Raw genomic sequence first — 23,782 nt, 5'->3', positions numbered from 1 at the left:
TTCCTTTCCCGGCGCCGGCACGTGCGGCGGGCCGTGGCCCGCATCCGGCGCACTCCTACCTGTATCCGGTCGCCCTGTTGGTGGTGCGCCCTGTTGGGTTGTTCCCGGCGTGCCGGGCTCGTGGTCTACCGCTGGTTCGGCACGATCTTACCGACGCACCATCTCCACGAAGTATTCATGTACGCGCCGGTCGCCGGTCACCTCCGGGTGGAACGACGTCGCGAGCACGTTCCCCTGACGCACCGCGACGATCCGCCCGGCCGCCGGGCCGCCGGGAACACGCGCCAGGACCTCGACCTCCGGGGCGACGGACTCGACCCACGGCGCCCGGATGAACACCGCGCGCATCGGCGCGGCGCCCTCGGCGTCGGTGATCCCGGTGAACTCCAGGTCGGTCTCGAAACTCTCCACCTGACGCCCGAATGCGTTGCGCCGCACCGTGACATCGAGGGCGTCCAGATGCCGTGCGTCGGGCCGGGTGTCGAGGATCGTGGAGGCGAGCATGATCATGCCCGCGCACGACCCGTACGCCGGGAGGCCGTCGGACAGCTTGTCCACCAGCGGGTCGAACAGGTCGAAGATGCCGAGCAGTTTGCTCATCGTCGTCGATTCACCGCCGGGGATGACGATTCCGTCGACCTCGTCGAGTTCGGCCGGGCGTCGCACCGCCACGGCGTCGGCGCCGGCCGCCTCGAGCGCGAAGACGTGCTCGCGCACATCGCCCTGCAGTGCCAGAACCCCGATCCGCGGCCGGTTCCCTTCGCTCACCGATCGGTCCGGGCGTGCTGGTCGTCGGGCATCACGCGGCCGGTGCGCGCCAGCCCCTCCTGGGTGACCGCCGCGACCAGGCGGCCCTGTCGATCGAAGATCCGTCCCTGGGTCAGGGCGCGACCACCGCCCGCCGACGGCGACGTCTGGTCGTAGAGGAGCCAGTCGTCCGCGCGGAACGGCCGCATGAACCACATCGCATGGTCGAGCGAGGCGACCTGCGGATTGGATTCGGGGTGGGGCACACGCGAGGACCCGAGCAGGGTCATGTCGCTCATGTAGGCCAGCGTGCCGACGTGGAAGACGGTGTCGTCGGGCAGCCGATGGCGGTAGCGGAACCAGACTCGTTGTTGCGCAGCGAAATACGACGATGTGACCATCTTCTCCGGGGGCACGATGCGCAGATCGAAGTTGCGCCACTCCTTGAACACCGCGCGCTCTTCCTCGGCCAGCTCGTCGAGGCGGTCGGTGAGCTCGTCCGGTTGCGGGGCCGGCGGCATCCGGTCCTGGTGCTCGTAGCCCTGGTCGGTGCGCACGTGGAACGACGCCGACATGGTGAAGATGGCCTCGCCGTTCTGGATGCCGGTCACCCGCCGGGTGACGAACGACCGTCCGTCGCGTATGCGGTCGACGAGGAACACCGCCGGACGATCCGGGTCACCGGGACGCAGGAAGTAACCGTGGAGGGAATGGACGTCGAACTCGTCGGACACCGTGCGGGTCGCCGACATCAGGGCCTGACCGGCGACCTGGCCGCCGAAGGTGCGCTGCAGGTGACTCGGGAACGCACCGCCGCGGTAGATGTCGGTCTCGATCTGTTCGACCTGGAGTATGTCCTCGATGGCTGCCACGCAGACCAGTATCGCGCACGGCGCCGGTGGGCACTCCCCTGCCCGCCGAAGCGCGGCCGGCGATCAGAGTTCGTCGAGGGTCATGATCCCGTCCTGGATGGCCCTGGCGACCAGCGATGCCTTCGTCGGGGCCGGACGGCCGATCTCGGCGTACTTGGCCCGGATCCGGGTGAGGTGGGTGTTCACCGTACCGAGCGAGATGTAGAGCTGCTGGGCCACAGCGGGTTTGGAGTCGACGAGCATCCAGGTGCGCAGGACCTCGACCTCGCGCGAGGTGAGATTCGGCTTGGCGCGGTCGGCCGTGGCCTCCGCGACCTCGGGGAACTCGGCGAGCGCGGAAACGGCGACCGCACGGTGCAGGTGGGGGTGTCCCGGACGATGGCCCAGGCCGAGCGGCTGACCCGCGCGCGGTGTCTGGATCTGGTGGCCGGGCAACGGCATCCGGCGAGCCGCCAGACGCGCCAGGGCTTCCTTCCGGCGGGCGATGGCCTCCGCGTCACGACGAGCGCTGACCGAGCGCAGGTGCTGGGGGGCCTGATGGGCGATCGCAGTCATGTGTGCTTCCTCTTCACTCATTCAACCGGTGGTCTTCCGGGTTCTCCCGGCGATGAGATGAAGATTATGGGCTGCGGCCCGGGTGGTCGATGGGGAGAACTCCCCTACCCGTGGGGAGAACTACCCACGGTGAAACCGCAGGTCAGCGACGTGCATACGCGGCGGCTGACTCAGTCGGCCGCGTTTCGGGCCGCCTCGGCGTCGATGAGGGGGAGATCTTCTCGCGTGACGATGCGTGACGACACCGCGTACTCCACCAGTTTGGTCCGGCGGTTGCTCGCGAGTTTCCCGCCCCCGCCGCGCATTCCGCTCACCCCGAGTTGATCGAGTTTGTCGCAGACGTTGTCGAGCTTGCGATTGAACTTGGTCAGCGGCCAGCCCAGCCGGCGCGCCGCCTGCGCCGACGACGGGATGGCACTCGACCCGGTCCCCTCACGCCGCAGGATCTCCTCGGCCAGCACGATGATCAGCAGCTTCTGACTCTCCGTGAGCGTGGGCACGCCTTGCGTCGTGTGCCCGCCGCTGTATTCCGGACGCGTCACCGATTTCACCTGCGGCGCGCGGGCGAACAGGCTCAGCTCGTAGGTCGTCGGGCCGGCGGTGAACACGATGGTCGTCTCACCGAAGACGAGCGGCATGCGCGCACCGGGGCCCAGGGTCGCCGAGAACCCGACGTCGCCCGCCGAGACGCTCGCCGACAGGTGCGTGCCGAGATTGGTGAGCCACCAGAGCCCGTTCTCGTTGTGTATCACCAGGAATCGGCGATGAAGGTACGGGTTGTCGTCGATGGACAGATCCGCTTCGCGGCCGATGAAGAACCGTCGGTCGGCGTCGAGCGCGATGCGCTCGCCGCAGTATTCGACGTAGGTCGCCCCGGCGTCCAGCGCGGCGTCGCCGGACTCTGCGGGGGATGTCTCGGCCCGGTCCTGACCCGTGGTCATCAGTCCTCCGATCAGCTCGGGTCGGGGGCCGGAGCAGCTCCGGCGGCCTCTCCCTGCGCCGAGTCGTCGAGCGCGGGCATCGTGAGGGTCGGCACCGATTCGTGGACACTCACGACGATGACGGTGACGTTGTCGTGCGCGCCGAGCGCCAGCGCGGCGTCGACGAGCCGTTCGGCCGCCTGCCGGGAGTCCTCCGCATTGCGCAGGATGTCACCGATCTCCTCGTCGGGCAGCTCCCCGGTCAGACCGTCGGTACACAGCAGCAGCACATCCCCCGGGAATGCCGGCGTACTCGAGTAGTCGGCGACCGGGTCGACCATGCCCGCGCCGAGCGCACGCGTGATCACGTTGCGGCGCGGATCGGTTCGGGCCTGCTCGGGCGTGAGGAATCCGGCGTCGATGAATTCCTGGACCTGCGAGTGGTCGGTGGTGAGCTGGTTGAGCGACCCGTTCTGGAAGCGATAGGTCCGCGAGTCGCCGATGTTGAGCACCAGCCAGTGCGGGCTCTGCTCGTGCGTGACGAGCACGATGCCGGTGGCGGTGGTACCCGCGCGTCGCTCGGTCTCGGTGTCGATCTCGCCGATGCGCCGCTGGGCGGCGAGCAACAGATCGTCGAGTTGCAGTTGGGTCGCCTTGAGTTCACCCGCGCTGGTGGCCTCCGACAAGGTGAGCAGTGCGGCCTCGCTGGCCAGTTCGCCGCTGTCGTGCCCGCCCATGCCGTCGGCGAGCAGGTACATCCCCGGCAGCGCGAGTGCCGCGTCCTCGTTCGTCTCCCGGACTCGTCCCACATTGCACGCCGCGGACCACTCGAGCCGCAATTCACCCACGATGTGTGTGCCCGAGACCGAAGCGTCTCGAACGATGGTCGCCGCATCCATGATCAGCAGATACTACCGCCGCGAAGCCCCTGACCCGCCACGCATGTCGACTGTTCGGTCTCCGGCGTGTTGAGAAGGGGCCCCGCGGCGGGAGGCGGTCGGTCTGACCACCTACGATCCGGACGAAGCGGTCACCAGCCGCGCTCGGCGAGGCGGTGCGGCTGCGGGATGTCGTCGACGTTGATGCCGACCATCGCCTCACCAAGGCCGCGCGAGACCTTCGCCAGCACGTCGGGATCGTCGTGGAACGTGGTCGCCTGCACGATCGCCGCGGCCCGCTGTGCCGGGTTGCCCGACTTGAAGATCCCCGATCCGACGAACACGCCCTCGGCGCCGAGCTGCATCATCATCGCGGCGTCGGCCGGGGTGGCGATCCCGCCGGCGGTGAACAGGGTGACCGGCAGCTTGCCGGCCTCGGCCACCTCGACCACGAGCTCGTAGGGAGCCTGCAACTCCTTTGCCGCGACGTACAGTTCGTCCTTCGGCAACGAGGTCAGACGCCGGATCTCGTCGCGGATCTTGCGCATGTGGGTCGTCGCGTTCGACACGTCGCCGGTGCCGGCCTCGCCCTTCGAGCGGATCATGGCCGCCCCCTCGGTGATCCGGCGCAGGGCCTCACCGAGATTGGTCGCACCGCACACGAACGGCACCGTGAAGGCCCACTTGTCGATGTGGTTGCTGTAGTCGGCCGGGGTCAGGACCTCGGATTCGTCGACGTAGTCCACGCCGAGGCTCTGCAGGATCTGCGCCTCGACGAAATGACCGATGCGGGCCTTGGCCATCACCGGGATCGAGACGGCGGCGATGATGCCGTCGATCATGTCGGGATCGCTCATCCGCGACACCCCGCCCTGGGCACGGATGTCGGCGGGCACCCGCTCCAGAGCCATGACGGCCACCGCGCCGGCATCCTCGGCGATCTTCGCCTGCTCGGGGGTCACGACGTCCATGATCACGCCGCCCTTGAGCATCTCCGCCATGCCGCGCTTGACCCGGGCCGTGCCCTGGCCGACCTCGGGAACGGTCGTGCCGTTGTGACTCACTGAAGATCTCCTCGTGTCGCAGTCCCGACCTGCCGCGTTCGCGGCGGCGGTATGCCCACCAGTCTAGGTGAGGGGCCGATGGCCCCTGACGAGGGATCAGTCCGCCTGGCCTGGGGTGACGCGCTCGATGATCTCGAAGTACTCCGGGGGTGCCGCGTGGCCGCCGAGCCGCAGCCATCGAACGGGCCGGCGTTGCGCGAGGGCCCTGGTGTCCCGCACGGCGTCGTTGTAGAACCGACGCGCCATCATCACCCGCGTCTCGGCGTCGGCGAGTTCGACGACGAGGGCCGCGGACCGACGATTCGGGTCGGTGCGCGCCAGTGCGGCCGACAGCGCGTTCTCGGCGTCCTCACGTGCCGTCGGCGCGGCCCGCTCGGCGCGATCGGCCAGCGTGGCGAGCTCTCGCGCCTGGGCGGCGACGCCGTCGTCGACGGACGTGCGGGAGTTCGCGGCGCCGTCGCCGGCGATCATCTCCGCTGACACCGCACGCACGACCACCGCGCGCCGGTCGAGGTTCGATTCGAGCGCCTGGCGGGCGAGATCGACACGGACGTTGAGCCGGTCGAGGCGGTTGGCCGTGTGGTAGGCCCATCCCGCCACGAGCAGCACGGCCACCACGCCGAGGACGATCCAGGTGGCCATCAGTCCGACACCACGACCGGACCGGCTCCCACCGTGACGGTGTCGTAGACCCGGAGAATCTGGTCGGCCACCCGCGACCAGTCGTACTTGTCGGCCCGAATCCGTCCGGCGGCGACGAGATCGGCGCGCGCCTCCGGGTCGGCGAGGAGTTCGACGAGGCCGGCGGCGAGTTGATCGGGGGACCCCGTCTCGACGAGTCGCCCGGCCCGGCCGTCGTCGAGCACCCGCCGGAAGGCGTTCAGGGAGCTGGCGATCACCGCCGCCCCGGCCGCCATCGCCTCGACCAGGACGATGCCGAAGCTCTCGCCGCCGAGGTTGGGCGCGCAGTAGACGTCGGCGGAGGCCAGCGCCCGCGCCTTGGTCGCGTCGTCGACCTGCCCCAGAAACACCAGGTGTTCGGCGAGTGGACCCGCCCGCCGCCGCAGCGCCGCCTGGTTGCCGCCGCCGACGACCAGGACCCGCACGTACGGGAACCTCTCCACGACCGCGGGCAGTGCACGCATGAGCACGTCGATGCCCTTGCGCGGTTCGTCGAAACGACCGAGGAACAGGATCGTGCCACCCGGGTGCGGATACCCCTCGAGGGGCTCGGCGTCGGCGAAGGACGCGACGTTGATGCCGTTCGGGATCTCGACGGCATCGGAGCCGAGTGACTCCATCTGCCAGCGACGCGCGAGCTCGGAGACGGCGATCTTGCCCGCGATCCGTTCGTGGTACGGCCGCAAGATCCCCTGGAACACGCTCAGCCACAAGGACTTCGAGGTGGCGGTGTGGAAGGTGGTGACGATGGGCCCGGAGGCCACCATCAACGACAGCATCGAGATGCTCGGCGAATTCGGTTCGTGGACGTGCAGGACGTCGAAGCCGTTCTCGGCGACCCAGCGACGCAACCGCAGGTAGCCCTTGGGACTGAAATTCACCCGGGAGACCGAGCCGTTGTACGGGATCGCCAGCGCGGGTCCCGCCCGGACGACGTACTCCGGCAGTTCGGTGTCGCGGCCGGCCGGGGCGAGCACGCTGACCTCGTGGCCACGGTCGAGGAAGACGTCCGCGAGTTCGGTGACGTGGGCCTGTACACCCCCGGGCACGTCGAAGGAGTAGGGGCAGATCATTCCGATTCGCATAGCACTCCCCTGGTCGTCGTCATGTCGGCGTCCCGTCCTGCTCGACGCGACCGCGTTGACGGTCGGTCCAGTCGCTCTCCCAGAGCGGCTGCAGCATGTGCCAGTCCGCGGGATGCGCGGCGATATTGACCGCGAAGGCGTCGGCGAGGGCCTGGGTGGCTGCTTCGATCCCGCCGGAGACGTCGATCGACTCACCGCAACACATCCGGGAGTACGGCGCCTCCTCGAACCAGTGATGAACCGGCAGCAGTGTCGCACCGGTTTCGATGGCCAGGCGCGCCGAGCCCGCGGGCATGCGGGTCCGTTCGCCGAAGAAGGTCACCGGCACCCCGTGCCGGGCGATGTCGCGTTCGCCGAGCAGGCACACAATGCCGCCGGCGCGGAGCCGGTCGGCCAGCAGTCCGAACGGAGGCTGTTCTCCGCCGCTGAGGGGGAAGATCTCGAACCCCAGCGATTCCCGGTAGGCGACGAACCGGTTGAACAGTGACTCCGGCTTCAGGCGTTCGGCTACGGTCGCGAACCTGCCGTAGTGGTGGACCAGCCAGACACCGGCCATGTCCCAGTTGCCGGTGTGCGGCAGCGCCAGGATGACTCCCTTGCCCCGGGCCAGCGCGGCGTCCAGTCGGGCCCGGTCCTCGTCGGGGAGCGCAACGGTGGACGTGACGGTCGCACGATCCTGCGTCGGCAGGCGGAACGCCTCGCACCAGTACCGGGCGTAGGAGCGCATGGCGTCGGCGACGAGGTCGTCGGGCACCTGCGCGGGTTCCACGCCCAGGACACGGGCCAGGTTGCGGCGCAACTGGTCCGGGCCACCGCCACGACGACCCGCGTAGCTGCCGGCACGGTCGAACAGACCCCGCGCCGCCCGTTCCGGAGCCCAGCGGACGGCGGCCCAGCCGGCCCGGTACCCGAGATCAGCGGCCATCGCGCCGAGATCGGTCATCGCTGTCCCGCGGGCGGGGTCTGACCGTCCGAGCCGGACGAGGGTTCGGCATCGCCGTTCTCGGCTTCTGCGGGCTCGGTGTCTGCGGGTTCCGAGGCGATGGGGATGAGGTCCCGCGCACCCGGCGACTGCGCGATCGACCACATCCGCTGCCCGACGGTGATGACACTGGCGACCGCGAGGAACCACATCGCGACGTGGATGGCCCACCACAGGCCGAGACCCGTGAGACCGGCGCCGACGAGCACGATGATCAACCGGTCGGGCCGCTCGATGAGACCGCCGTCGCCGTACAGGCCGCTCGCCTCCGCGCGGGCCTTGGCATAGGAGATGACCTGGGAGGTCACCAGACAGATGAGGGTCGCGACGAGGAGCAGGTCGTGGGGTTCGGTGACCGCGCACCACCAGGCGAGGCCCGCGAAGATGGCGCCGTCGGCGACGCGGTCACAGGTCGCGTCGAGAACGGCGCCGAATCGCGTGCCACCGCCCCGGGCACGGGCCATCGCGCCGTCGAGCATGTCGAACATCACGAACAGCCAGATGACCAGCGTGCCCCAGAACAGCTCCCCCATCGGGAACAGCGTGAGGGCGGCTGCGACGCCGGCCAGCGTGCCGATCACCGTCACCGAGTCCGGCGTCAGCCCGGTCCGCAGGAGCGCCCGACCCATCGGGAGGGTCACCTTCGAGACCGATGCCCGACCCAGAATGCTCAGCATCGCCGAGTTCCTCCCCCATCTCGCGCCGCGTCGTGGCTCAGCGCTTCCCGATCGCTCTCGTCTGACATCGCCTCACCTGATCGCACCGGCACCCGATCGCTCACAGCGGGGTCAGTCGTCCAGCCGTTGCCAGGCGGTGGCCAGCAGTCCGCGAGTGTCCCGGAGCAACTGCGGCATGACCTTCGTCTCGCCGACGATGGTGATGAAGTTCGCGTCGCCCATCCATCGCGGCACGATGTGCTGGTGGAGGTGCTCGGACAAGGAACCGCCCGCCGCGTAGCCGAGATTCAGACCCACGTTGAACGCGTTGGGGTTCGACACCGCCTTGATCGTGCGGATCATCCGCTGCGTGAACGTCATCAGTTCCGCGGACTCCGCGGCGGTCAGATCCTCGAGGTCGGCGACCTGCCGGTACGGCACCACCATGGTGTGCCCCGGGTTGTAGGGGTACAGGTTCAGCACCGCGTAGACGGTGTCACCACGCGCCACGATGAGACCGTCCTCATCGCTCATGGTCGGGATGTCGAGGAACGGGTGCCCCGTCTTCTCGGCCGGTTGCGGGTCGGCGATGTAGGTCATCCGGTGGGGACTCCACAGCCGTTGCAGGCGATCCGCCACACCGACACCCTCGTCCCGGATCTCGCCGGGCGCCTCACCGAACGCGGCGTCACTCATCGAGCGCTCCCGCCACCACGACCGTCTCCACCTCGCCGAGCGCGGCCTCGACCAACTCCTTGGTGGGCGACTCGTTGCGCCTGCTCCGGACCCACCCGACGATCACCGACACCGCATCGGCGACCGGCACGCCGTTGACCTGCGTGCCGTCGCGGAACCGGAAGCTCACCGCCCCGGCCTCGACGTCGCGTTCGCCGGCGAGCAGCATGAACGGCACCTTGCCGGTGGTGTGGTTGCGGATCTTCTTCTGCATGCGGTCGTCGGAGGCGTCGACCTCGGCGCGGACACCGGCGGCGAGAAGGTCGGCTGCCACGTCGTACAGATGCTCCTCGAACGCCTCCGCGACCGGGATGCCGACCACCTGGACCGGTGCGAGCCACGCCGGGAACGCGCCCGCGTAGTGCTCGGTGAGCACGCCGAAGAACCGCTCGATGGAGCCGAACTTCGCCGAGTGGATCATCACCGGCTGCTGCTTGGTGCCGTCGGCGGCGGTGTACTCGAGGTCGAATCCGGCCGGCTGGTTGAAGTCGTACTGGATGGTCGACATCTGCCAGGTACGCCCGATCGCGTCCTTCGCCTGAACCGAGACCTTCGGTCCGTAGTAGGCGGCACCACCCGGGTCGGGCACGAGGTCGAGACCTGATTCGACGCACACCTCTTCGAGGATGGCGGTCGCGGCGGCCCACTGCTCCGCGGAACCGATGAACTTCGGCGAGTCGTCACGGGTGGACAGCTCGAGGTAGAACTCGTCGAGGCCGAAGTCGCGCAGCAACCCGAGGATGAAGTCGAGCAGATGCTTGATCTCGTCCTTGGCCTGTTCCGGCGTCACATAGCTGTGCGAATCGTCCTGGGCGAACCCGCGGACGCGGGTCAGACCGTGCACGACGCCCGACTTCTCGTAGCGGTAGACGTGACCGAACTCGAAGAGCCGCAGCGGCAGTTCACGGTACGACCGTCCGCGCGACCGGAAGATCAGATTGTGCATCGGGCAGTTCATTGCCTTGAGGTAGTAGTCCTGCCCCTGGCGGGTGATCTCCCCTGCCTCGTTGCGTTCCTCGTCGACGTGGATCGGCGGGAACATGCCGTCGGCGTAGTACGGCAGATGGCCCGACAGGTGGAACAGATGTTCCTTCGAGATGTGCGGGGTGCCGACGTACTGGAAGCCGTTCTCGATGTGCTTCGCGCGGACGTAGTCCTCCATCTCGCGCTTGATGATGCCGCCCTTCGGGTGGAAGACCGGGAGTCCCGAGCCGAGCTCGTCGGGGAAGCTGAACAGGTCGAGTTCGGCGCCGAGCTTGCGGTGATCGCGCTTCTCGGCCTCCGCGAGCATCTCCAGGTGTGCGTCCAGCGCCTCCGACGATTCCCACGCGGTGCCGTAGACGCGCTGCAGACCGGCGTTGGCCTGATCGCCGCGCCAGTACGCCGCCGAGCTGCGGGTCAGCTTGAAGGCCGCGATGTACTTGGTCGTCGGGACGTGCGGCCCGCGGCACAGGTCGCACCAGATGCGTTCTCCGGTGCGCGGATTGAGGTTGTCGTAGACCGACAGTTCCCCGCCGCCGACCTCCATCACCTCGGCGTCGTCGGCCGCGCCCTTGTCGTCGATGAGTTCGAGTTTGAACGGCTCCCCGGCCAGTTCGGCGCGGGCCTCGTCCTTCGACTCGTACACCCGCCGCGAGAACCGCTGACCCGACTTGATGATCTGCTTCATCTTCTTCTCGAGGGCGGTGATGTCCTCGGGGGTGAAGGGTTCGGCGACGTCGAAGTCGTAGTAGAAGCCGTCCTTGATCGGCGGGCCGATGCCGAGCTTGGCCTCGGGGAACAGCTCCTGGACCGCCTGCGCGAGAACGTGTGCGGTGGAATGCCGGATCACGCTGCGGCCGGCCTCGGTGTTCGCGGCGACCGGTTTGACATCGGTGTCGGCGTCGGGTGCCCACGACAGGTCGCGGAGGTCCCCGCCCGCGTCACGGACGACGACGATGGCCTCCGGGCCCTTGTTGGGCAGCTCGGCCTCGCGCAGTGCGGTGCCCGCGGTCGTCCCAGCCGGCACACGGATCGTGGCGGGGCTGGTCACCTGGACGTCGTCGGGCACGGGGGCGCTCCTCGGGTTGGGGCGGACACGCGAAGACGCGTCCGGGTCGGACGTTTGCGACTCTGATGGTATCCGCGACGGGTCGTCGTGGAGTGCACCCCTACCTTGCGGCGTCGGAGATCAGCCGAAGATCGGACTCGCCAGCCAGCCGTAGTCGAGGCCGACCCACCCGGCGACGGTGTTGAGCGCGCCGAGAACCCAGAGGGTGGCGATGACGATGGCACAGGTTGCGAGCCAGAAGACGGCCTGTACCGACCAGTGTTGCCGACCGATCCAGTCCATCCAGGCGTCGTATTTCGCCCGCGCGAACTTCAGCAACCGGTGCGCCCAGTCGAACTCGGACGCCAGGATGCCCAGTCCGAGGAACACGATGAGCCAGCCCGGGCCCGGGTACGGGACCGCGACGATTCCGCACAGCAGGACGATCGTGCCGATGGTCCCGACCGCGATGCGGTACATGCCGTGCCACTTCGGGTTGCTTCGCACGACGTAGCGACGATGGCGTGCGCGGATGCGCAGGCGATGCCGGAGAGACCCGCGGTCCGCGTCGGCCGACGTCCGCGCGCCGCTCGGTGTGGACGTCTCGTTCACTCCGGATTCGCTCGCCCCCGGTGTCGGCATCGTCTCCCACCTCGTTCATTCGGCCCGCTGCGCACTTCGGCCCGGTGTTCGTCTCGGCCTGGAAAGTGACGTCCAGGCTACGCGATGCAGGTGTGGGCCTCCGGCGTCGGCAGGGTGGTCGAGCGGCGCCGTCGCCTCCGCCGCGCGCCGTCGATCAGAGTCGCGGACACGGTGACCGCGAGAAGCAGCGGATAGCAGCCCGAATACAGCACGACGAGCAGATCGCCCACGACAGAGTCGTCACCATTTCGCGGCATCATTAAAAGCCCCAACGCGATGGCGTGGTCGGAGGTCAGGTACGGCCCGCTGTCCCACCAGTGCCGCCACCAGGTGAACGTCAGCGTCGCCACGCCGGCCGGCGCGAGCCAGTACCACCACGTACGAGCCGTACTCCCCCGCCGCATCGCCAGATCCAGCGCGACGACGAACAGCGGCACGCACCAGACCCAGTGGTGTCCCCACGCGAAGGGCGAGACCGCACACATCGTCATCCCGACGATCGTCGCCGCGAGGACGTTGCGCGCATCGCGGTCGGCGACCACCGCGGCGAGCAGTCCGAGCGCGGCGACGACCAGCGCGAGCGGGAGCCACAGCCACGTCGGCGCGACGAAGACGGGCCCGCCGGGTGCGGGCTCGGCGAACCGCCCGATGTCGAAGTGGGACAGCATCTGTGACACGAATCCGCGCACCGACTGGTTGGCCGGCGAGTCGGCCCGGCCGATGCGTTCGGTGTCCGTGAGGTGGCGGGTCCAGTAGGCCCACGAGTCGGCGGGGACGGCGAGGAATCCGATCATCACGGTCGCCGCGAACGTCGCCAGCGCCGTGGCTGCCGCGCGCCACTGGCGGGTCACCAACAGGTAGACGACGGCGAACAGCGGTGTCAGTTTGATCCCGGCGGCGATGCCGATGGCGACTCCGCGCCACCGCGATGTCGTCGAGAGGAACACCAGGTCGACGAGGATCAGGGTCATCACCAGGAGGTTGACCTGTCCGAGCCAGATGGTGGTTCGGATGGGTTCGAGGGCGGTCGACGAGATCGCGAGCAAGGCGGCGAACGTGATCAGGCGACCGTCCGGCCGGTAGCGCAGGCTCCGAAGGCACATCCCGATCACGCCGATGAGCGCGGCGAAACCGATTGTCCACCAGACGATGTTGGCGACGGCCTCGGTGAGCAGAGCCAGCGGGACGAACACGACCGCGGCGAACGGCGGATAGGTGAAGTGCAGACGCCACAGGACGGGTGCGTCGTACAGCGGACCCGCGTCGAGCACGGTGGCCGCGCCCGCGCGGTAGACGCGGGCATCGGTGGCGTTCTCGAAGAGTCCGTAGAACGGGTTGGCGATGGGGAACGCCGCGACGTGCCAGGCGATCACCCCGACCGCGACGACGGCCGCCACGACGATCGCCGCCGTCGGGATCCGTGCGGGCACAGGACGAGACGACTCCGGCAGATCGACGGCAGTCTTCGCGGCCACGCGGCGAGCGTACGCCCTGTATGTGAGCTGCATCACGCGCAACGCCGTGGCGCCTGGTCGGTTGTTCGGTGGACAGCTGGATCGCGACGGTCCGTGCCGGACTACCGTTGACCTCGGTGGGTGACGAGATCACCTGGGGGACGACACCATGTCATCACTACGAGCAACCCTCGGAGTCGTACTGGTCATCGCGGCATCATCAACGCTGACCGTCGCATGCGTCGGGGAAGGCATCGAGCCGGTCGCGATGACGCGCGACACCTCGTCGAGCACCGCCGACGGTCCGGTTCCACCGATCCACATCGCACTCGAGACCCCGTCCGAGGTCGTGCGCCCGCGGCTCAACCCCTGGCCACTCCCCGACGACTCTGCGCTACGACCCGACCAGCGGCGAGTGGTCGACGTACTCATCGATCTCTCGACCGGGAACGACGGTGAGGAGCTCGCGCAGCGTTCGACCTGCCGCGTTCTCGACGGCATCCAGTCACCGCCGGCCGACGCGCCGGGCTGGCAGGCGCGCATCGTCGCCACGGTGACGATGCGGCACGGTTACGGCCTCCTCGCCGCGCCGCTGCAGCGGTCCGCGGACGCCGCGGTCGTCGTGCTGGCCCGGGCTCTCGCCGACGTCGATGCGGTTGCGGGACAGCCATACCGGCCCGTGTTCGTTCATGGGTGCAGTCCGCACTGAAAGCGTCCGATCGTCGCGCCGCACCCACGGGACGTCGGCGTGGCGATTACCACTGCCATCGCAAACCGGCGACGGCGTTCTTCGCCATCAACGTCTTCAGAAGTCCTAGTAGCGACACGCGTGCGAGGACAGAGGTCCTGGGTCACGTAAGCACGAGTCCTGCTCGTACGCGGGCTGAGGCTGTCATCAGGATCGCAGTAGCTCGATGGTTAAAGATTGATCCTAGGAAGCGACTTTAATCTAAAGATATTGCCTTGCCCTTACGTCCTGCTGTAACGTATTGTCTGCATCACTCCTTGGGAAGGCAGGCGCATGCTGAATCTCAATCTGCGTGAGAAGTTCTTGGTCGGACCCGGGACATCAGTCGGCGAGGATCCGTCGGATTGGAATCGCAACTGGGCCGGGTTCGACCCACACGCAAGCGACAGCGTGAACTTCAATCAGAACCGCGGCGTGTACAAGATTGGGCCACGCGGTCATCGAGAGCGGATCGCCACGATGAGCGTCGGGCACGTCATTCGTATCGTTGCCGAGATCGATCACATCGAAGACGTTCCGCTTCGCTCAGGAGGCGTCAAGCAGGCCGTTGTCGGACACGTTCTGCGCAGGGGGCACCCTGATTACGACCGTCTCATCGACACCGCGATCGAGCCATTCCGCAATCCTGTCCGGTATCTGCCGGACGACAACTCCAACCTTGGCTGTATGTGCGGGTGTGGCAGTGAATTGCCACCTGGCCGCCGCTGGGTTCCCGGCCACGACCAGCGTGCACTTCACGACCGCGTAGCGGAAGGTTGGGGCTCCGTTGAGCGGTTCATTCGCTGGTACGACGACGAATACCGGCTGAGTTCCGATTGACATGCAAGCAACGCGTTTACGTCCTCAGTGCCGACAAGCCGCTACCCGTACCAGCGGCGGACAGCCCACGGAGGACCTTCGCCCTGCGCCCATCGCGACGGCTCTAGGACTGCCTCCATAAATGTCGGGGCACTATCCGGGCTATGAGGCGGCCACGGCGGCACTTCAAACGCCGCTGCAGCGCTAGTGCCCGGGGTCTCGTAACCGAACTCGTGAGAGGCAGCCACGATCTCGAAGTTGATCTGCCGAGCCTCACTGGCACTTAGTTCAAACGGCGGCGGCAATGGATGAAACTTGCGCGCTGCCAGTACCAGTAGTCGATGCGGACCGAGCGGAAACACCATGTGCGAGGAACGCGCCCAGGCAGGGGGCTCCCACCGGCCACGAGCCGGACCTCCCAACCAGATGGTGGGCTCATCACATGTGACCAATGGACCCGCACTCGACACAAGCCACCAACTTCGCGCCGCCACGAGGTGCGGAATAGCCTGCGACCGCCAGACGCCTATGGCACTTTCCAAAGCCCGGGGCTTCCGCTCGCTACTGAGCAACTGAACATTCAGAATCTCGTCCAACAGCTCGTCGTGGCGCTCCGCCGAGTAAGGAATCCCATACAACGGAGCAAGCCAGGGCAGCACTCGACTGACCGTCTCAGCGCGACCAAACCGATTCAACGCGTCTTCAATCCGCAAATTCTGCGCGTGATGTTTGAGTGTCCGCTGCTCCTGCAGCGCCACGAACACACCAAGATTAGCGATCAATTGCCGATCACGAATTTGCCCATCGGGAAGCTCGTCTAACGCGCCGAGCCATGCGGCGGCGTCGCTCTCGATCCTCGACATGTGCTTCTCGAACCACAGCTCAGGGTAGTCAGATTCCAAATCGGACGCGGAGATCCTGTACAGATTCGATTTCTTGGCGATGTCCTTGGTGGGCTGGACATATGTGTCACGCGTCGAGACTTTCGTGACTCGGACCGCACCTTCGGAGTCAGCCCACCGCCGGAGGTAAACCTGAGGCACGTGGTGATGCTTCTTTCCGACACCGCCAGCGGCAGCAAGACGTTTCGACTCCTCGATCTCGACATCCGATGTCCACTTGTGCGGAAACACCCGCCCTTGCATTCATCACCCCGTTCATCATCAGATCGACTCAAAGAAGTCCTCGTCCAGGCGATACAGAGTCGCAGCCTGCTCGGGCTGAACGCCGACCTCGTACTGCACCAGCAACTCGGCGAGCCGGGAACCGTCGATGAGTTCGATGCGGGCGTTGATTCGCTCTGCCTCGTCGCGAGCGCCGTGGGTGAATCTCGATGTAGTTAAGTACACGCCACGGTCGCCCTGCTTTCCAAGGAGCGCTCCCGCGAACTCGTGGATCCTCGGTCGATCGACAGCACGGTCCTCGGCGTACCGCTTCGCCTGAACATAGATGCGATCGAGGCCGAGCGGATCCTGGCTAATGATCCCGTCCACTCCTGCGTCACCCGACGCGCTCGTTCGCTCGACCGATCCGGCACGCCCATATCCCATGCGGTCCAGGAGCCTCACGACCAGCTCCTCAAACCCGGTCGGCGAGAGTTTAAGTGCCGTTGCCAGCACCTCGCTCTCAACGGCCGCCCGATTAAGTGCGACCGCACGCTCCAGGAGGTCGTTCGGCGTCGCCGCCCCATCGTCGTCAGTCACAGTCGGTTCGACGATGTCGTGGTCCTCGTGAGAGTCATCCTCGCGCTTCCGCTTCCGCATCTTGAACGCGCGATACGACTCGTATTCCTCCAAGACCTTCATGTCGATGCGCTCGGGATTGCTGTATAAGGCGCCACGCCCCTGCTGTGAGATCACAATCTGCCCTCGGCCAGGGCGTTCGATCAGGCCGGCCTGGCTGAGGTAGGTCGTCGCCCACCCAACTCGGTTGTTGATTCGTTTCGCCGCACCGCTGGGCAACATCTCGGCGCGCTCAGCCTCGGTCAAACCGAACTGATCAGCCATGGCCTCGACAACATCGCGAGATCTGTGGACCTGCCCGTCGGCGAGAAAGGCGAGCACTGGCCGCATTAGGGATTGGAAATCAGGAATGGTCACCGCGCACAACTCCGACAGGGCACGGAGCAAACCTTAGACGGTGGCGGTGCGGTTGCTGTTGAAGAACGAAGGCGCGTCGTGGCTGGCGAGAGGTCGAGTGATGGCCCGATGACCTGACAGCCGCTATCACCTGGTGGTCCCGGCTGGGATCGAACCAGCGACCTTCCCGGTGTGAACGGGACGCTCTTCCACTGAGCCACGGGACCGTGTCGGGCGCCTTCGGTCAGTGCCGGGGGCGCCTGCGCACGAGCCAGAAGATTACACGGGTTGCGCAGAAGTCCCAAATCACCGCGGTGGGCCACGTCACAAACCCGCCTATGCGGCACGGGAGCGAATCACACGCTGGTGATTCACTCGCGGCCACGCCCCTGACCAGGCGATTTGGATAGTTCGGAAACCATCGCGTAAGTTTCTCTTCGCACCGCGAGCAGCACGATCCACAAGATCGCTCGTGGGCATGCGGATGTAGCGCAGCTGGTAGCGCATCACCTTGCCAAGGTGAGGGTCGCGGGTTCGAATCCCGTCATCCGCTCGGCGCGAGTCGACTCGCATCTGGTGGTGTGGCCGAGTGGTGAGGCAACGGCCTGCAAAGCCGTGTACACGGGTTCGATTCCCGTCGCCACCTCCACCGCTGCACAATTCCATACCCGCGCGATTAGCTCAGTGGGAGAGCGCTTCCCTGACACGGAAGAGGTCACAAGTTCAATCCTTGTATCGCGCACCACGACAAAACCCCCGGATCGATCCGGGGGTTTTTCGTTGGCTCATCGGCGTCTCAGTTGCCCGCCGACCACTCGTCGACGATTTCCCCCAACGACGCCGCCGACGGACCCGAGGGCGCGGGCAGTACGGTCCGGGAGAACCGCGGTGCCGGCGCGGGGGCGATCGCGTCGTCGACGCGCACGAACGAACCGCGTTGCACCGCGACCGGGTCTGCCGCGGCTTCGTCGAAGTCGAGAACCGGTGTCACACAGGCGTCCACACCATCGAACACACTCCCCCATTCGTCGCGCGTACGCGACCCGAAGCGGGCGTGCAATGCCGCGCTGATCACCGGCCACGAGGCCCGGTCCCACCGGTCGGGCAGGTCGCCGATGCCGAGGGTGTCGATCAGGTTCCGCCAGAACTTCTCCTCGAGCGCGCCGACGGCGACGAACTTGTCGTCGGCGCACCGATATGTCGCGTAGAACGGCGCCGAGCCGTCGAGGAGATTGCCCTGGTCCCGAGACCCCCAGCGTCCGGCGGCCTTCCACGACCACTGCAGCGCGCCGAGCAGTCCGGCACCGTCGACCATGGCGGCGTCGATGACCTGGCCTCGGCCGGTGCGCGTGCGGTCGTGCAGAGCGGCCAGCACGCCGACGACGAGCAGCATCGATCCCCCGCCGAAGTCGCCGACGAGCGAGAGCGGCGGCACCGGCGGGGCGCCGGCCGGACCCATCGCCTCGAGCACGCCGGTGACCGCCAGGTAGTTGATGTCATGTCCGGCGCTCGCGGCACGATCCCCGTCCTGACCCCACCCGGTCATGCGCGCGTAGATGAGTTGCGGTGCGTCGGAGCAGATCTCGGGACCCAGGCCGAGGCGTTCCATCACGCCCGGACGGAAGCCCTCCACGACGATGTCGGCGCGCCGGATCAGCTCACGGATGCGGGCCACGTCGTCGGGGTCCTTGACGTCGGCGTCGACCGTGCGTCGCGACCGGTACAGACCGGCGTCGGCATCCGGGATACCGTCGGGCCCGGGCAGATCCGGGCCGGGCCGCCGGATCCGGATGACGTCGGCGCCGAGATCGGCGAGCAGCATGCAGGCGTGCGGGGTCGGCCCGAGCCCGGGCATCTCGACCACCCGCACGCCGGCGAGTGGTCCGCTCACGACGTCGGACGATGGTGGAGAACGCCACCGATCGTGAAGTCGACGTAATCGCGGACCAACTGGTCGACATCGTGAGAGTCGTTCAGCCACCAGCTGATCCCGTTCATCAGGTCCAGCACCGCGATCGCCGACTGGTGTGGGTCGCGGACCTCGAACAGCCCCAGTCGGGCGCCGGCGGCGATCACATCGCGAATTCGACGCTGGTAGTACTTCCGATAGTCGGTGACCACCCGTCGGTGCTCGGGTGTCAGCGCCGACAATTCCCGAAGGGCGACAAGGTGTTCCACCCGGTGCCGCGCCAGACGCCGGACGTGGGCCTCGATCAGGTTCGTGAGCCGTTCGACGGGACCGCCCTCGGCGTCGAGCAGCAGCAGATCCTGCTGGGGATCCTCGGTCATCCGCAGCGCGATGGCGTAGAGGATCTCCTCCTTGGACTGAAAGTGGTTGTAGAGGCTCGCACCCCGCATACCGACCGCCTGGGCGATGTCACGCATCCCCGCGTTGGAGTAGCCGTGATCGGCGAAGTAGCGGGCCGCGGCCTCGACGATCTCGTCGCGGCGTCGGCGGGGCCGCCGCGCCGGCGGCGTCCGGTCTTCGTCGGTGGCAGCGTCGGCGTCGATCTCAGCCCTGACCGGTTCCATAGGCCTTCCTCAACTCGCGTTTGAGCAGTTTGCCCTGGGCGTCGGTCGGCAACGCGTCGACCACGTGGACCTCCTTGGGCACCTTGTACGATGCCAGGTCGGTTCGGCAGTACTCACGGATGTCCGCGCCGGTGTGTTCCGCGCCGGCGCGGAGCACCACGAATCCGGTGACCGCCTCCGACCAGTACGGGTCGGGCAGCCCGACGACGGCGGCACGCTCGACGTCGGGGTGCGCCTGCAGAACTCGCTCGACCTCCTGTGACGCGACGTTGAAACCGCCTGTCTTGATCATGTCCTTGCGCCGGTCGCGGAAGAACAGGTTGCCGTCGGCGTCGATGCGCACGATGTCACCGGTGTGCACCCAGCCACCCTCGAAGACCTGAGCGGTGCGCTTGGGGTCCTTGTGGTAGCCGAGCATGACCGACGGTGTGCGGCAGAGCAGTTCGCCCTCTTCGGCGTCGTTGCCGTCGGCGTCGACGACCCGGACCTCCAGGTGCCCGACCGGCTTCCCGATCCAGGTCGGGTCCTGGTCCGGTACGTCCTCGAGTCGCCGGAACCAGCCGACGGAGCCGAGCTGGGTGAGTTCGGACTGTCCCCAGTAGGTACCCCAGACCGATTCCGGGGTCGCCGCGGCCCACGCGTCGACCGCGTGCGGCGACACCTGACCGCCGTAGGTCAGGCAGCGGCGCACCGAACCGACGGTGTCGGCCCCGAAGTCCGGGTGGTTGGCGAGCGCGATGAAGAAGGTCGGCGTCTGGGCCAGCACCGAGATCTTCTCGTCGCGGATCATCCGCAACGCCGTCGCCGGGTCGACCGCGGCCGGCAGCACCAGGGTGGCGCCCAGCAGCGTCAACGAGGTCAGCGAGCCGATCCCGGCGATCGTGTGGAACGGCATCACGTAGAGCCACACGTCGTCGTTGCGGCAGCGCAGCCCCCACGTGTACGCCGGCGAGGTGGAGATGAGGTAGTTCCGATGGGCGATCTCGACGCCCTTCGGCGTCGACTCGGTGCCGCTGGTGTAGACGATCATCGCGAGATCGTGTTGTCGACCTCGCAGTCGGGTTCGGAATCGTCAGCCGCCGCGACGGACTCGTCGAACGAGTTCCACGAGTTCGCCTCGTCGTCGCCGACGACGAGAACCGAGATGCCGAGACTGTCGGCGATGGGGCCGGCCAACGCGGACAGCGGCTGCTCGACGACGAGCACCGTCGGTTCCAGGTGCCGGAGCTGCTGGGCGACCTCGCCCTCCCGGAACATGGGACTGACGCCGGAATACGCGGCACCGACCTTGAGGGCGCCGTAGTAGGTGGCGACCGTCTCGACCCGGTTACGACTCATCACCGCAACGCGATCCCCGCGCCCGACGCCGAGGTCGAGCAGCACATGGGCGACCCGGTTGGCCATCGTGTTCAGCTCCGCGTACGACGTCGACGTACGTCCGCCTTCCGCGTCGTAGGCCACGATCGCCGGGGTCGAACCCTGGGACCGGGCCAGGCGACGCAGCTGGTCACCGATGGTGGCCCGGCCCAGCATCGAGGTCTGAGCGGGAGACAGGGCGCGCGTCGAGGGGTTCACGGCGGGGGCGCTCACGCGAACATCCGGTTGTCGAAGCGGTCGAGGAAGGCGATCTCCTCGACCGGGGTCCGGGACAGCTTGCGGGGGAAGTCGTCACGCGGATAGCCGACGGCGATGTGGGCGGCGGTGAGATAACCCTCGGGGATGCCGAGGAGGTTCTTCACCTCGTTCTCGGCGGCGCAGAGCAGGGTCGTCAGCGCAGTGGCCACGCCTTGCTGCCGGAGCGCAAGGGTGAGGTTCTGGACGCTCGGATAGATCGACGCCCCGCCGACGACGCTGAGCCTGCCCAGTTCGTGGTCGGTCGGGTGCAGTCCGTCCATCTGGGCGCACACCACGATCAGGGCGGGCACCTCGGCGAGGTGGTGCGCGAAATAGTTGGCGCTCTCCACGGTCTTGGGGATGGCGCCGACCTTCTTCGACCCCTCGACGACCGCGGCGTAGTAGCCCTCCCAGAACGGCAGGTACAGGTCGGCGAGAGCCTTCTTGGTCACCTCGTCGCGGACGACGACCCAACGGACGGGCTGGCGGTTGCCGCCCTGCGGGCCGAATCGCGCGTCGTCGAACGCCCGGTACAGCACCTCGTCCTCCACCGGGCGGTCGCTGAAGTAGCGGCAGGTGCCCGTCGTGCGCATTGCCTCGCTGAGATCCATGTCAATCCTCCGTGCTCACTAACCGTTGTTAGTATGACTGAGGACACAGTGGCACAGCCGGCTTTGGTCGTCAAGAGCCGTCAGACGGAGTTGAAGGCGGTGTTGACGTCGCACTACTAACAGTGGTTAGTTTTGGTTATGACATCTGTTTCGCTGCGTCCGGAGACGCGCCCGACCACAGCGGAGATCCGGGCATTCGTGGCGGCGGGCAACATCCCGACCCTGCTCGCGGTCCTCGTGGAGATGACGGGTGACCACCGGTGGATGGCCGATCGATTCCGCCCGACGCGGAGCCGAGGCATGGACGACAACTCCTCGGGCGGGCTCGGAGAGGACGTCCAGCAGGAGATCCGCGCGGCGGTCGTCGACGCCCTCGAGGACTGGTACGACCGTGGCCGGCCTGCGCGGAAGCCGGCCGACGAGGCACTCGTCGCATCGTTGATGTCGTTCACGGCGGGCGAGCAGGTGGCCCCGGAATTCGCGCCGATGATGACCGAGATCGTCCGTGGCGACCTCCGGGATATGCATCTGCCGGCGTTGCCCGATGATCTCGCCACGTCGATGGACGCGCTGGTCATCGGCGCCGGTGTGGCCGGCATGCTGATCTCCACGCAACTCGCCGGAGCCGGCGTCGAGCACACCGTGCTGGAGAAGAACGACGAGGTCGGCGGCTCGTGGTACGAGAACCGGTACCCCGGCGCCGGCGTGGACACGCCGAGCTACCTGTACTCGATCTCGTCCTTCGACCACCCGTGGTCCACGCACTTCGGCAAGCGCGACGAGGTGCAGGGCTACCTACAGGCCTTCGCCGACCGGCACGCGGTGCGCGATCGCGTCCGCTTCGGCACCGAGGTCCTCTCGGCCGCCTACGACGCCGAGACCCAGCGCTGGACGGTCCACGTCCGTAACCGCGAGGGCCACCAGGACACCCTGACCGCCCGGATCCTCATCAGCGCAGTCGGTCTCCTCAACCGCCCGAAGCTTCCCGAACTTCCGGGGATGGACGACTTCACCGGTCCGATCTTCCATTCCGCACAATGGCCGGACGAACTCGACGGGCCCGGCGCGCTCACCGGCAAACGGGTCGCCATCGTCGGATCCGGTGCCAGCGCGATGCAGATCGGGCCGGCCATCGCCGATCGGGTCGGATCGCTGACGATCTTCCAGCGCTCGCCGCAGTGGATCGCGCCGAACGATGACTACTTCGCCCCGGTCGGCGACGACGTGCACTGGCTGATGGACAACCTCCCCGGGTACCGGGAGTGGTACCGCGCACGACTGTCGTGGATCTTCAACGACAAGGTCCACTCGACCCTGCGCATCGACCCGGACTGGCCCGAGCCGACCGCGTCGATCAACGCCGTCAATCACGGTCACCGCGAGTTCTACCTGCGCTACCTGCGCAGCGAACTGGGTGACCGCGACGACCTCATCGACCTGTCGACTCCCGACTACCCGCCCTTCGGCAAGCGGATGCTGTTGGACAACGGCTGGTTTCGCATGTTGCGCCGGCCGAACGTCGAGCTGGTTCCACACGGCGTCGAACGGGTCACCTCCGATGGACTCGTCGACGGCACCGGCACCGCCCACGACTTCGACATCATCGTCTTCGCCACCGGATTCCACAGCGACCGCTACCTCTACCCCATGGACATCGTCGGACGCAGCGGGCAGAACACCGTCGACGCGTGGGGTGATCACGACGCGTACGCCTACCTGGGGATCACCGCACCCGACTTCCCCAACCTGTTCATCCTCACCGGGCCGAACACCGCACTGGGACACGGCGGCAGCTTCATCAGCATCCTCGAATACCAGGTGCGCTATGTCTGCGACGCTCTCCGCGCGATGATCGAGAACCGGCTGGGCGTACTGGAAGTCCGACGTGACGTCACCGAGGAATACAACGACGCCGTCGACCGCGCCCACGCGCAGATGGTGTGGACGCATCCGGCGATGACCAACTGGTATCGCAACCCCGACGGACGCGTCGTCGCCGTCCTGCCATGGCGGATCGTCGACTACTGGGCGCGGACGCGCAGTGTCGACCTCGACGATTTCGTCGCCGAACCCCTCGTCGACTGACGGGACTACCGTGGCT

Annotated in this window: 22 protein-coding genes, 4 tRNA genes and 1 pseudogene; 6 read left to right on the top strand and 21 right to left on the bottom strand. The window is 67.4% G+C overall.

All coding sequences use genetic code 11. The features are described 5' to 3' along the window. Positions 1-147 precede the first annotated feature (147 nt). From pdxT to JW364_RS18945, 14 genes are all read right to left on the bottom strand, one after another. Positions 148-768: a pyridoxal 5'-phosphate synthase glutaminase subunit PdxT gene (pdxT, locus tag JW364_RS19010; RefSeq protein WP_058250267.1), complete on the bottom strand. Its 621-nt coding sequence runs from the start codon at positions 766-768 to the stop codon at positions 148-150. After that, positions 765-1,619 (bottom strand): acyl-CoA thioesterase II, encoded by an 855-nt coding sequence (locus JW364_RS19005; RefSeq protein WP_058250266.1) that lies wholly within the window; start codon positions 1,617-1,619, stop codon positions 765-767. The genes pdxT and JW364_RS19005 overlap by 4 nt, the downstream gene beginning before the upstream one ends. Before the next feature lie 63 nt (positions 1,620-1,682). Next, positions 1,683-2,174 (bottom strand): LuxR C-terminal-related transcriptional regulator, encoded by a 492-nt coding sequence (locus JW364_RS19000; RefSeq protein ID WP_205334114.1) that lies wholly within the window; start codon positions 2,172-2,174, stop codon positions 1,683-1,685. A 170-nt stretch (positions 2,175-2,344) separates the two neighbouring features. After that, positions 2,345-3,115 (bottom strand): FHA domain-containing protein, encoded by a 771-nt coding sequence (locus JW364_RS18995; RefSeq protein WP_058250264.1) that lies wholly within the window; start codon positions 3,113-3,115, stop codon positions 2,345-2,347. An 11-nt stretch (positions 3,116-3,126) separates the two neighbouring features. Next, a complete protein-coding gene (locus tag JW364_RS18990; protein ID WP_058250263.1) occupies positions 3,127-3,993 on the bottom strand; it encodes a PP2C family serine/threonine-protein phosphatase in 867 nt (288 codons plus the stop codon). A 131-nt stretch (positions 3,994-4,124) separates the two neighbouring features. Further along, on the bottom strand, positions 4,125-5,036 hold the full coding sequence (pdxS, locus tag JW364_RS18985) for a pyridoxal 5'-phosphate synthase lyase subunit PdxS (protein WP_065632101.1): 912 nt from the start codon (positions 5,034-5,036) through the stop codon (positions 4,125-4,127). A 96-nt stretch (positions 5,037-5,132) separates the two neighbouring features. Continuing rightward, positions 5,133-5,678 carry an NUDIX hydrolase gene (locus JW364_RS18980; RefSeq protein ID WP_065632100.1) on the bottom strand — a complete coding sequence of 182 codons (546 nt, stop codon included), beginning with the start codon at positions 5,676-5,678 and terminating at the stop codon, positions 5,133-5,135. Beyond that, positions 5,678-6,802, bottom strand: a complete 1,125-nt coding sequence (locus JW364_RS18975; RefSeq protein ID WP_068971776.1) for a glycosyltransferase family 4 protein — start codon at positions 6,800-6,802, stop codon at positions 5,678-5,680. Before JW364_RS18975 ends, JW364_RS18980 begins: the two co-directional genes overlap by 1 nt. 19 nt (positions 6,803-6,821) lie before the next feature. Continuing rightward, positions 6,822-7,745, bottom strand: coding sequence for a phosphatidylinositol mannoside acyltransferase (locus tag JW364_RS18970; protein ID WP_068971775.1), 924 nt, complete (start codon positions 7,743-7,745; stop codon positions 6,822-6,824). Continuing rightward, a complete protein-coding gene (gene pgsA, locus JW364_RS18965; RefSeq protein WP_068971774.1) occupies positions 7,742-8,461 on the bottom strand; it encodes a phosphatidylinositol phosphate synthase in 720 nt (239 codons plus the stop codon). The genes JW364_RS18970 and pgsA overlap by 4 nt, the downstream gene beginning before the upstream one ends. Positions 8,462-8,572: 111 nt before the next feature. Beyond that, entirely contained in the window at positions 8,573-9,136 is a 564-nt protein-coding gene (locus JW364_RS18960; RefSeq protein WP_068971773.1) for an HIT domain-containing protein, read from the bottom strand. After that, positions 9,129-11,225: a threonine--tRNA ligase gene (gene thrS, locus JW364_RS18955; RefSeq protein WP_068971772.1), complete on the bottom strand. Its 2,097-nt coding sequence runs from the start codon at positions 11,223-11,225 to the stop codon at positions 9,129-9,131. The genes JW364_RS18960 and thrS overlap by 8 nt, the downstream gene beginning before the upstream one ends. Before the next feature lie 120 nt (positions 11,226-11,345). After that, positions 11,346-11,846: a TIGR02611 family protein gene (locus JW364_RS18950; protein WP_083229441.1), complete on the bottom strand. Its 501-nt coding sequence runs from the start codon at positions 11,844-11,846 to the stop codon at positions 11,346-11,348. Positions 11,847-11,923: 77 nt separating this feature from the next. Beyond that, positions 11,924-13,321 carry a glycosyltransferase 87 family protein gene (locus JW364_RS18945; RefSeq protein WP_068971784.1) on the bottom strand — a complete coding sequence of 466 codons (1,398 nt, stop codon included), beginning with the start codon at positions 13,319-13,321 and terminating at the stop codon, positions 11,924-11,926. Between the two features lie 148 nt (positions 13,322-13,469). On the opposite strand from JW364_RS18945, the gene JW364_RS18940 reads away from it, so the two are divergent. Together JW364_RS18940 and JW364_RS18935 are read left to right on the top strand one after the other, a co-directional pair. Further along, positions 13,470-14,009 (top strand): hypothetical protein, encoded by a 540-nt coding sequence (locus JW364_RS18940; protein ID WP_065632095.1) that lies wholly within the window; start codon positions 13,470-13,472, stop codon positions 14,007-14,009. A gap of 312 nt (positions 14,010-14,321) precedes the next feature. After that, on the top strand, positions 14,322-14,867 hold the full coding sequence (locus JW364_RS18935) for a hypothetical protein (protein WP_065632094.1): 546 nt from the start codon (positions 14,322-14,324) through the stop codon (positions 14,865-14,867). A 41-nt stretch (positions 14,868-14,908) separates the two neighbouring features. On the opposite strand, the gene JW364_RS18930 is transcribed toward JW364_RS18935, so the two are convergent. The 3 genes from JW364_RS18930 to JW364_RS18920 all read right to left on the bottom strand — a co-directional run bounded on the left by JW364_RS18930 (position 14,909) and on the right by JW364_RS18920 (position 17,151). Further along, positions 14,909-15,991, bottom strand: a complete 1,083-nt coding sequence (locus tag JW364_RS18930) for a DUF4238 domain-containing protein (protein ID WP_065632093.1) — start codon at positions 15,989-15,991, stop codon at positions 14,909-14,911. Positions 15,992-16,009: 18 nt separating this feature from the next. Then, positions 16,010-16,945, bottom strand: coding sequence for a restriction endonuclease (locus JW364_RS18925; protein ID WP_065632217.1), 936 nt, complete (start codon positions 16,943-16,945; stop codon positions 16,010-16,012). A 131-nt stretch (positions 16,946-17,076) separates the two neighbouring features. Continuing rightward, positions 17,077-17,151, bottom strand: a tRNA-Val gene (locus tag JW364_RS18920). Between the two features lie 253 nt (positions 17,152-17,404). Here JW364_RS18920 and JW364_RS18915 point away from each other — a divergent pair. The 3 genes from JW364_RS18915 (at position 17,405) to JW364_RS18905 (ending at position 17,669) form a co-directional block, all read left to right on the top strand. Next, positions 17,405-17,477, top strand: a tRNA-Gly gene (locus JW364_RS18915). A 22-nt stretch (positions 17,478-17,499) separates the two neighbouring features. After that, positions 17,500-17,573: transfer RNA gene (locus tag JW364_RS18910), tRNA-Cys, on the top strand. 21 nt (positions 17,574-17,594) lie between these two features. Next, a tRNA-Val gene (locus tag JW364_RS18905) sits at positions 17,595-17,669 on the top strand. A 51-nt stretch (positions 17,670-17,720) separates the two neighbouring features. On the opposite strand, the gene JW364_RS18900 is transcribed toward JW364_RS18905, so the two are convergent. The 4 genes and pseudogenes from JW364_RS18900 to JW364_RS18885 form a co-directional block, all read right to left on the bottom strand. Then, the gene (locus tag JW364_RS18900; RefSeq protein ID WP_068969816.1) at positions 17,721-18,815 is read right to left on the bottom strand and encodes a CaiB/BaiF CoA-transferase family protein; all 1,095 of its coding nucleotides are present in this window, start codon (positions 18,813-18,815) and stop codon (positions 17,721-17,723) included. Next, complete coding sequence (locus tag JW364_RS18895; protein WP_065632091.1) at positions 18,812-19,456, bottom strand: TetR/AcrR family transcriptional regulator; 645 nt, start codon at positions 19,454-19,456, stop codon at positions 18,812-18,814. Before JW364_RS18895 ends, JW364_RS18900 begins: the two co-directional genes overlap by 4 nt. Further along, positions 19,437-21,046: pseudogene (locus JW364_RS18890) on the bottom strand (class I adenylate-forming enzyme family protein). The gene JW364_RS18895 and the pseudogene JW364_RS18890 overlap by 20 nt, the downstream one beginning before the upstream one ends. Continuing rightward, positions 21,043-21,681, bottom strand: coding sequence for a nitroreductase family protein (locus JW364_RS18885; RefSeq protein ID WP_068969817.1), 639 nt, complete (start codon positions 21,679-21,681; stop codon positions 21,043-21,045). Before JW364_RS18885 ends, JW364_RS18890 begins: the two are co-directional and overlap by 4 nt. Before the next feature lie 138 nt (positions 21,682-21,819). On the opposite strand from JW364_RS18885, the gene JW364_RS18880 reads away from it, so the two are divergent. Then, positions 21,820-23,766, top strand: a complete 1,947-nt coding sequence (locus tag JW364_RS18880; protein ID WP_068969818.1) for an NAD(P)/FAD-dependent oxidoreductase — start codon at positions 21,820-21,822, stop codon at positions 23,764-23,766. Positions 23,767-23,782 lie beyond the last annotated feature (16 nt).

Source organism: Gordonia sp. BP-119, from assembly GCF_016924115.1.
GTDB classification, from domain to species: domain Bacteria; phylum Actinomycetota; class Actinomycetes; order Mycobacteriales; family Mycobacteriaceae; genus Gordonia; species Gordonia hongkongensis.
The sequence above is the reverse complement of the archived record's forward strand: the minus strand, read 5'-3'. Positions and strand labels throughout refer to the sequence as shown.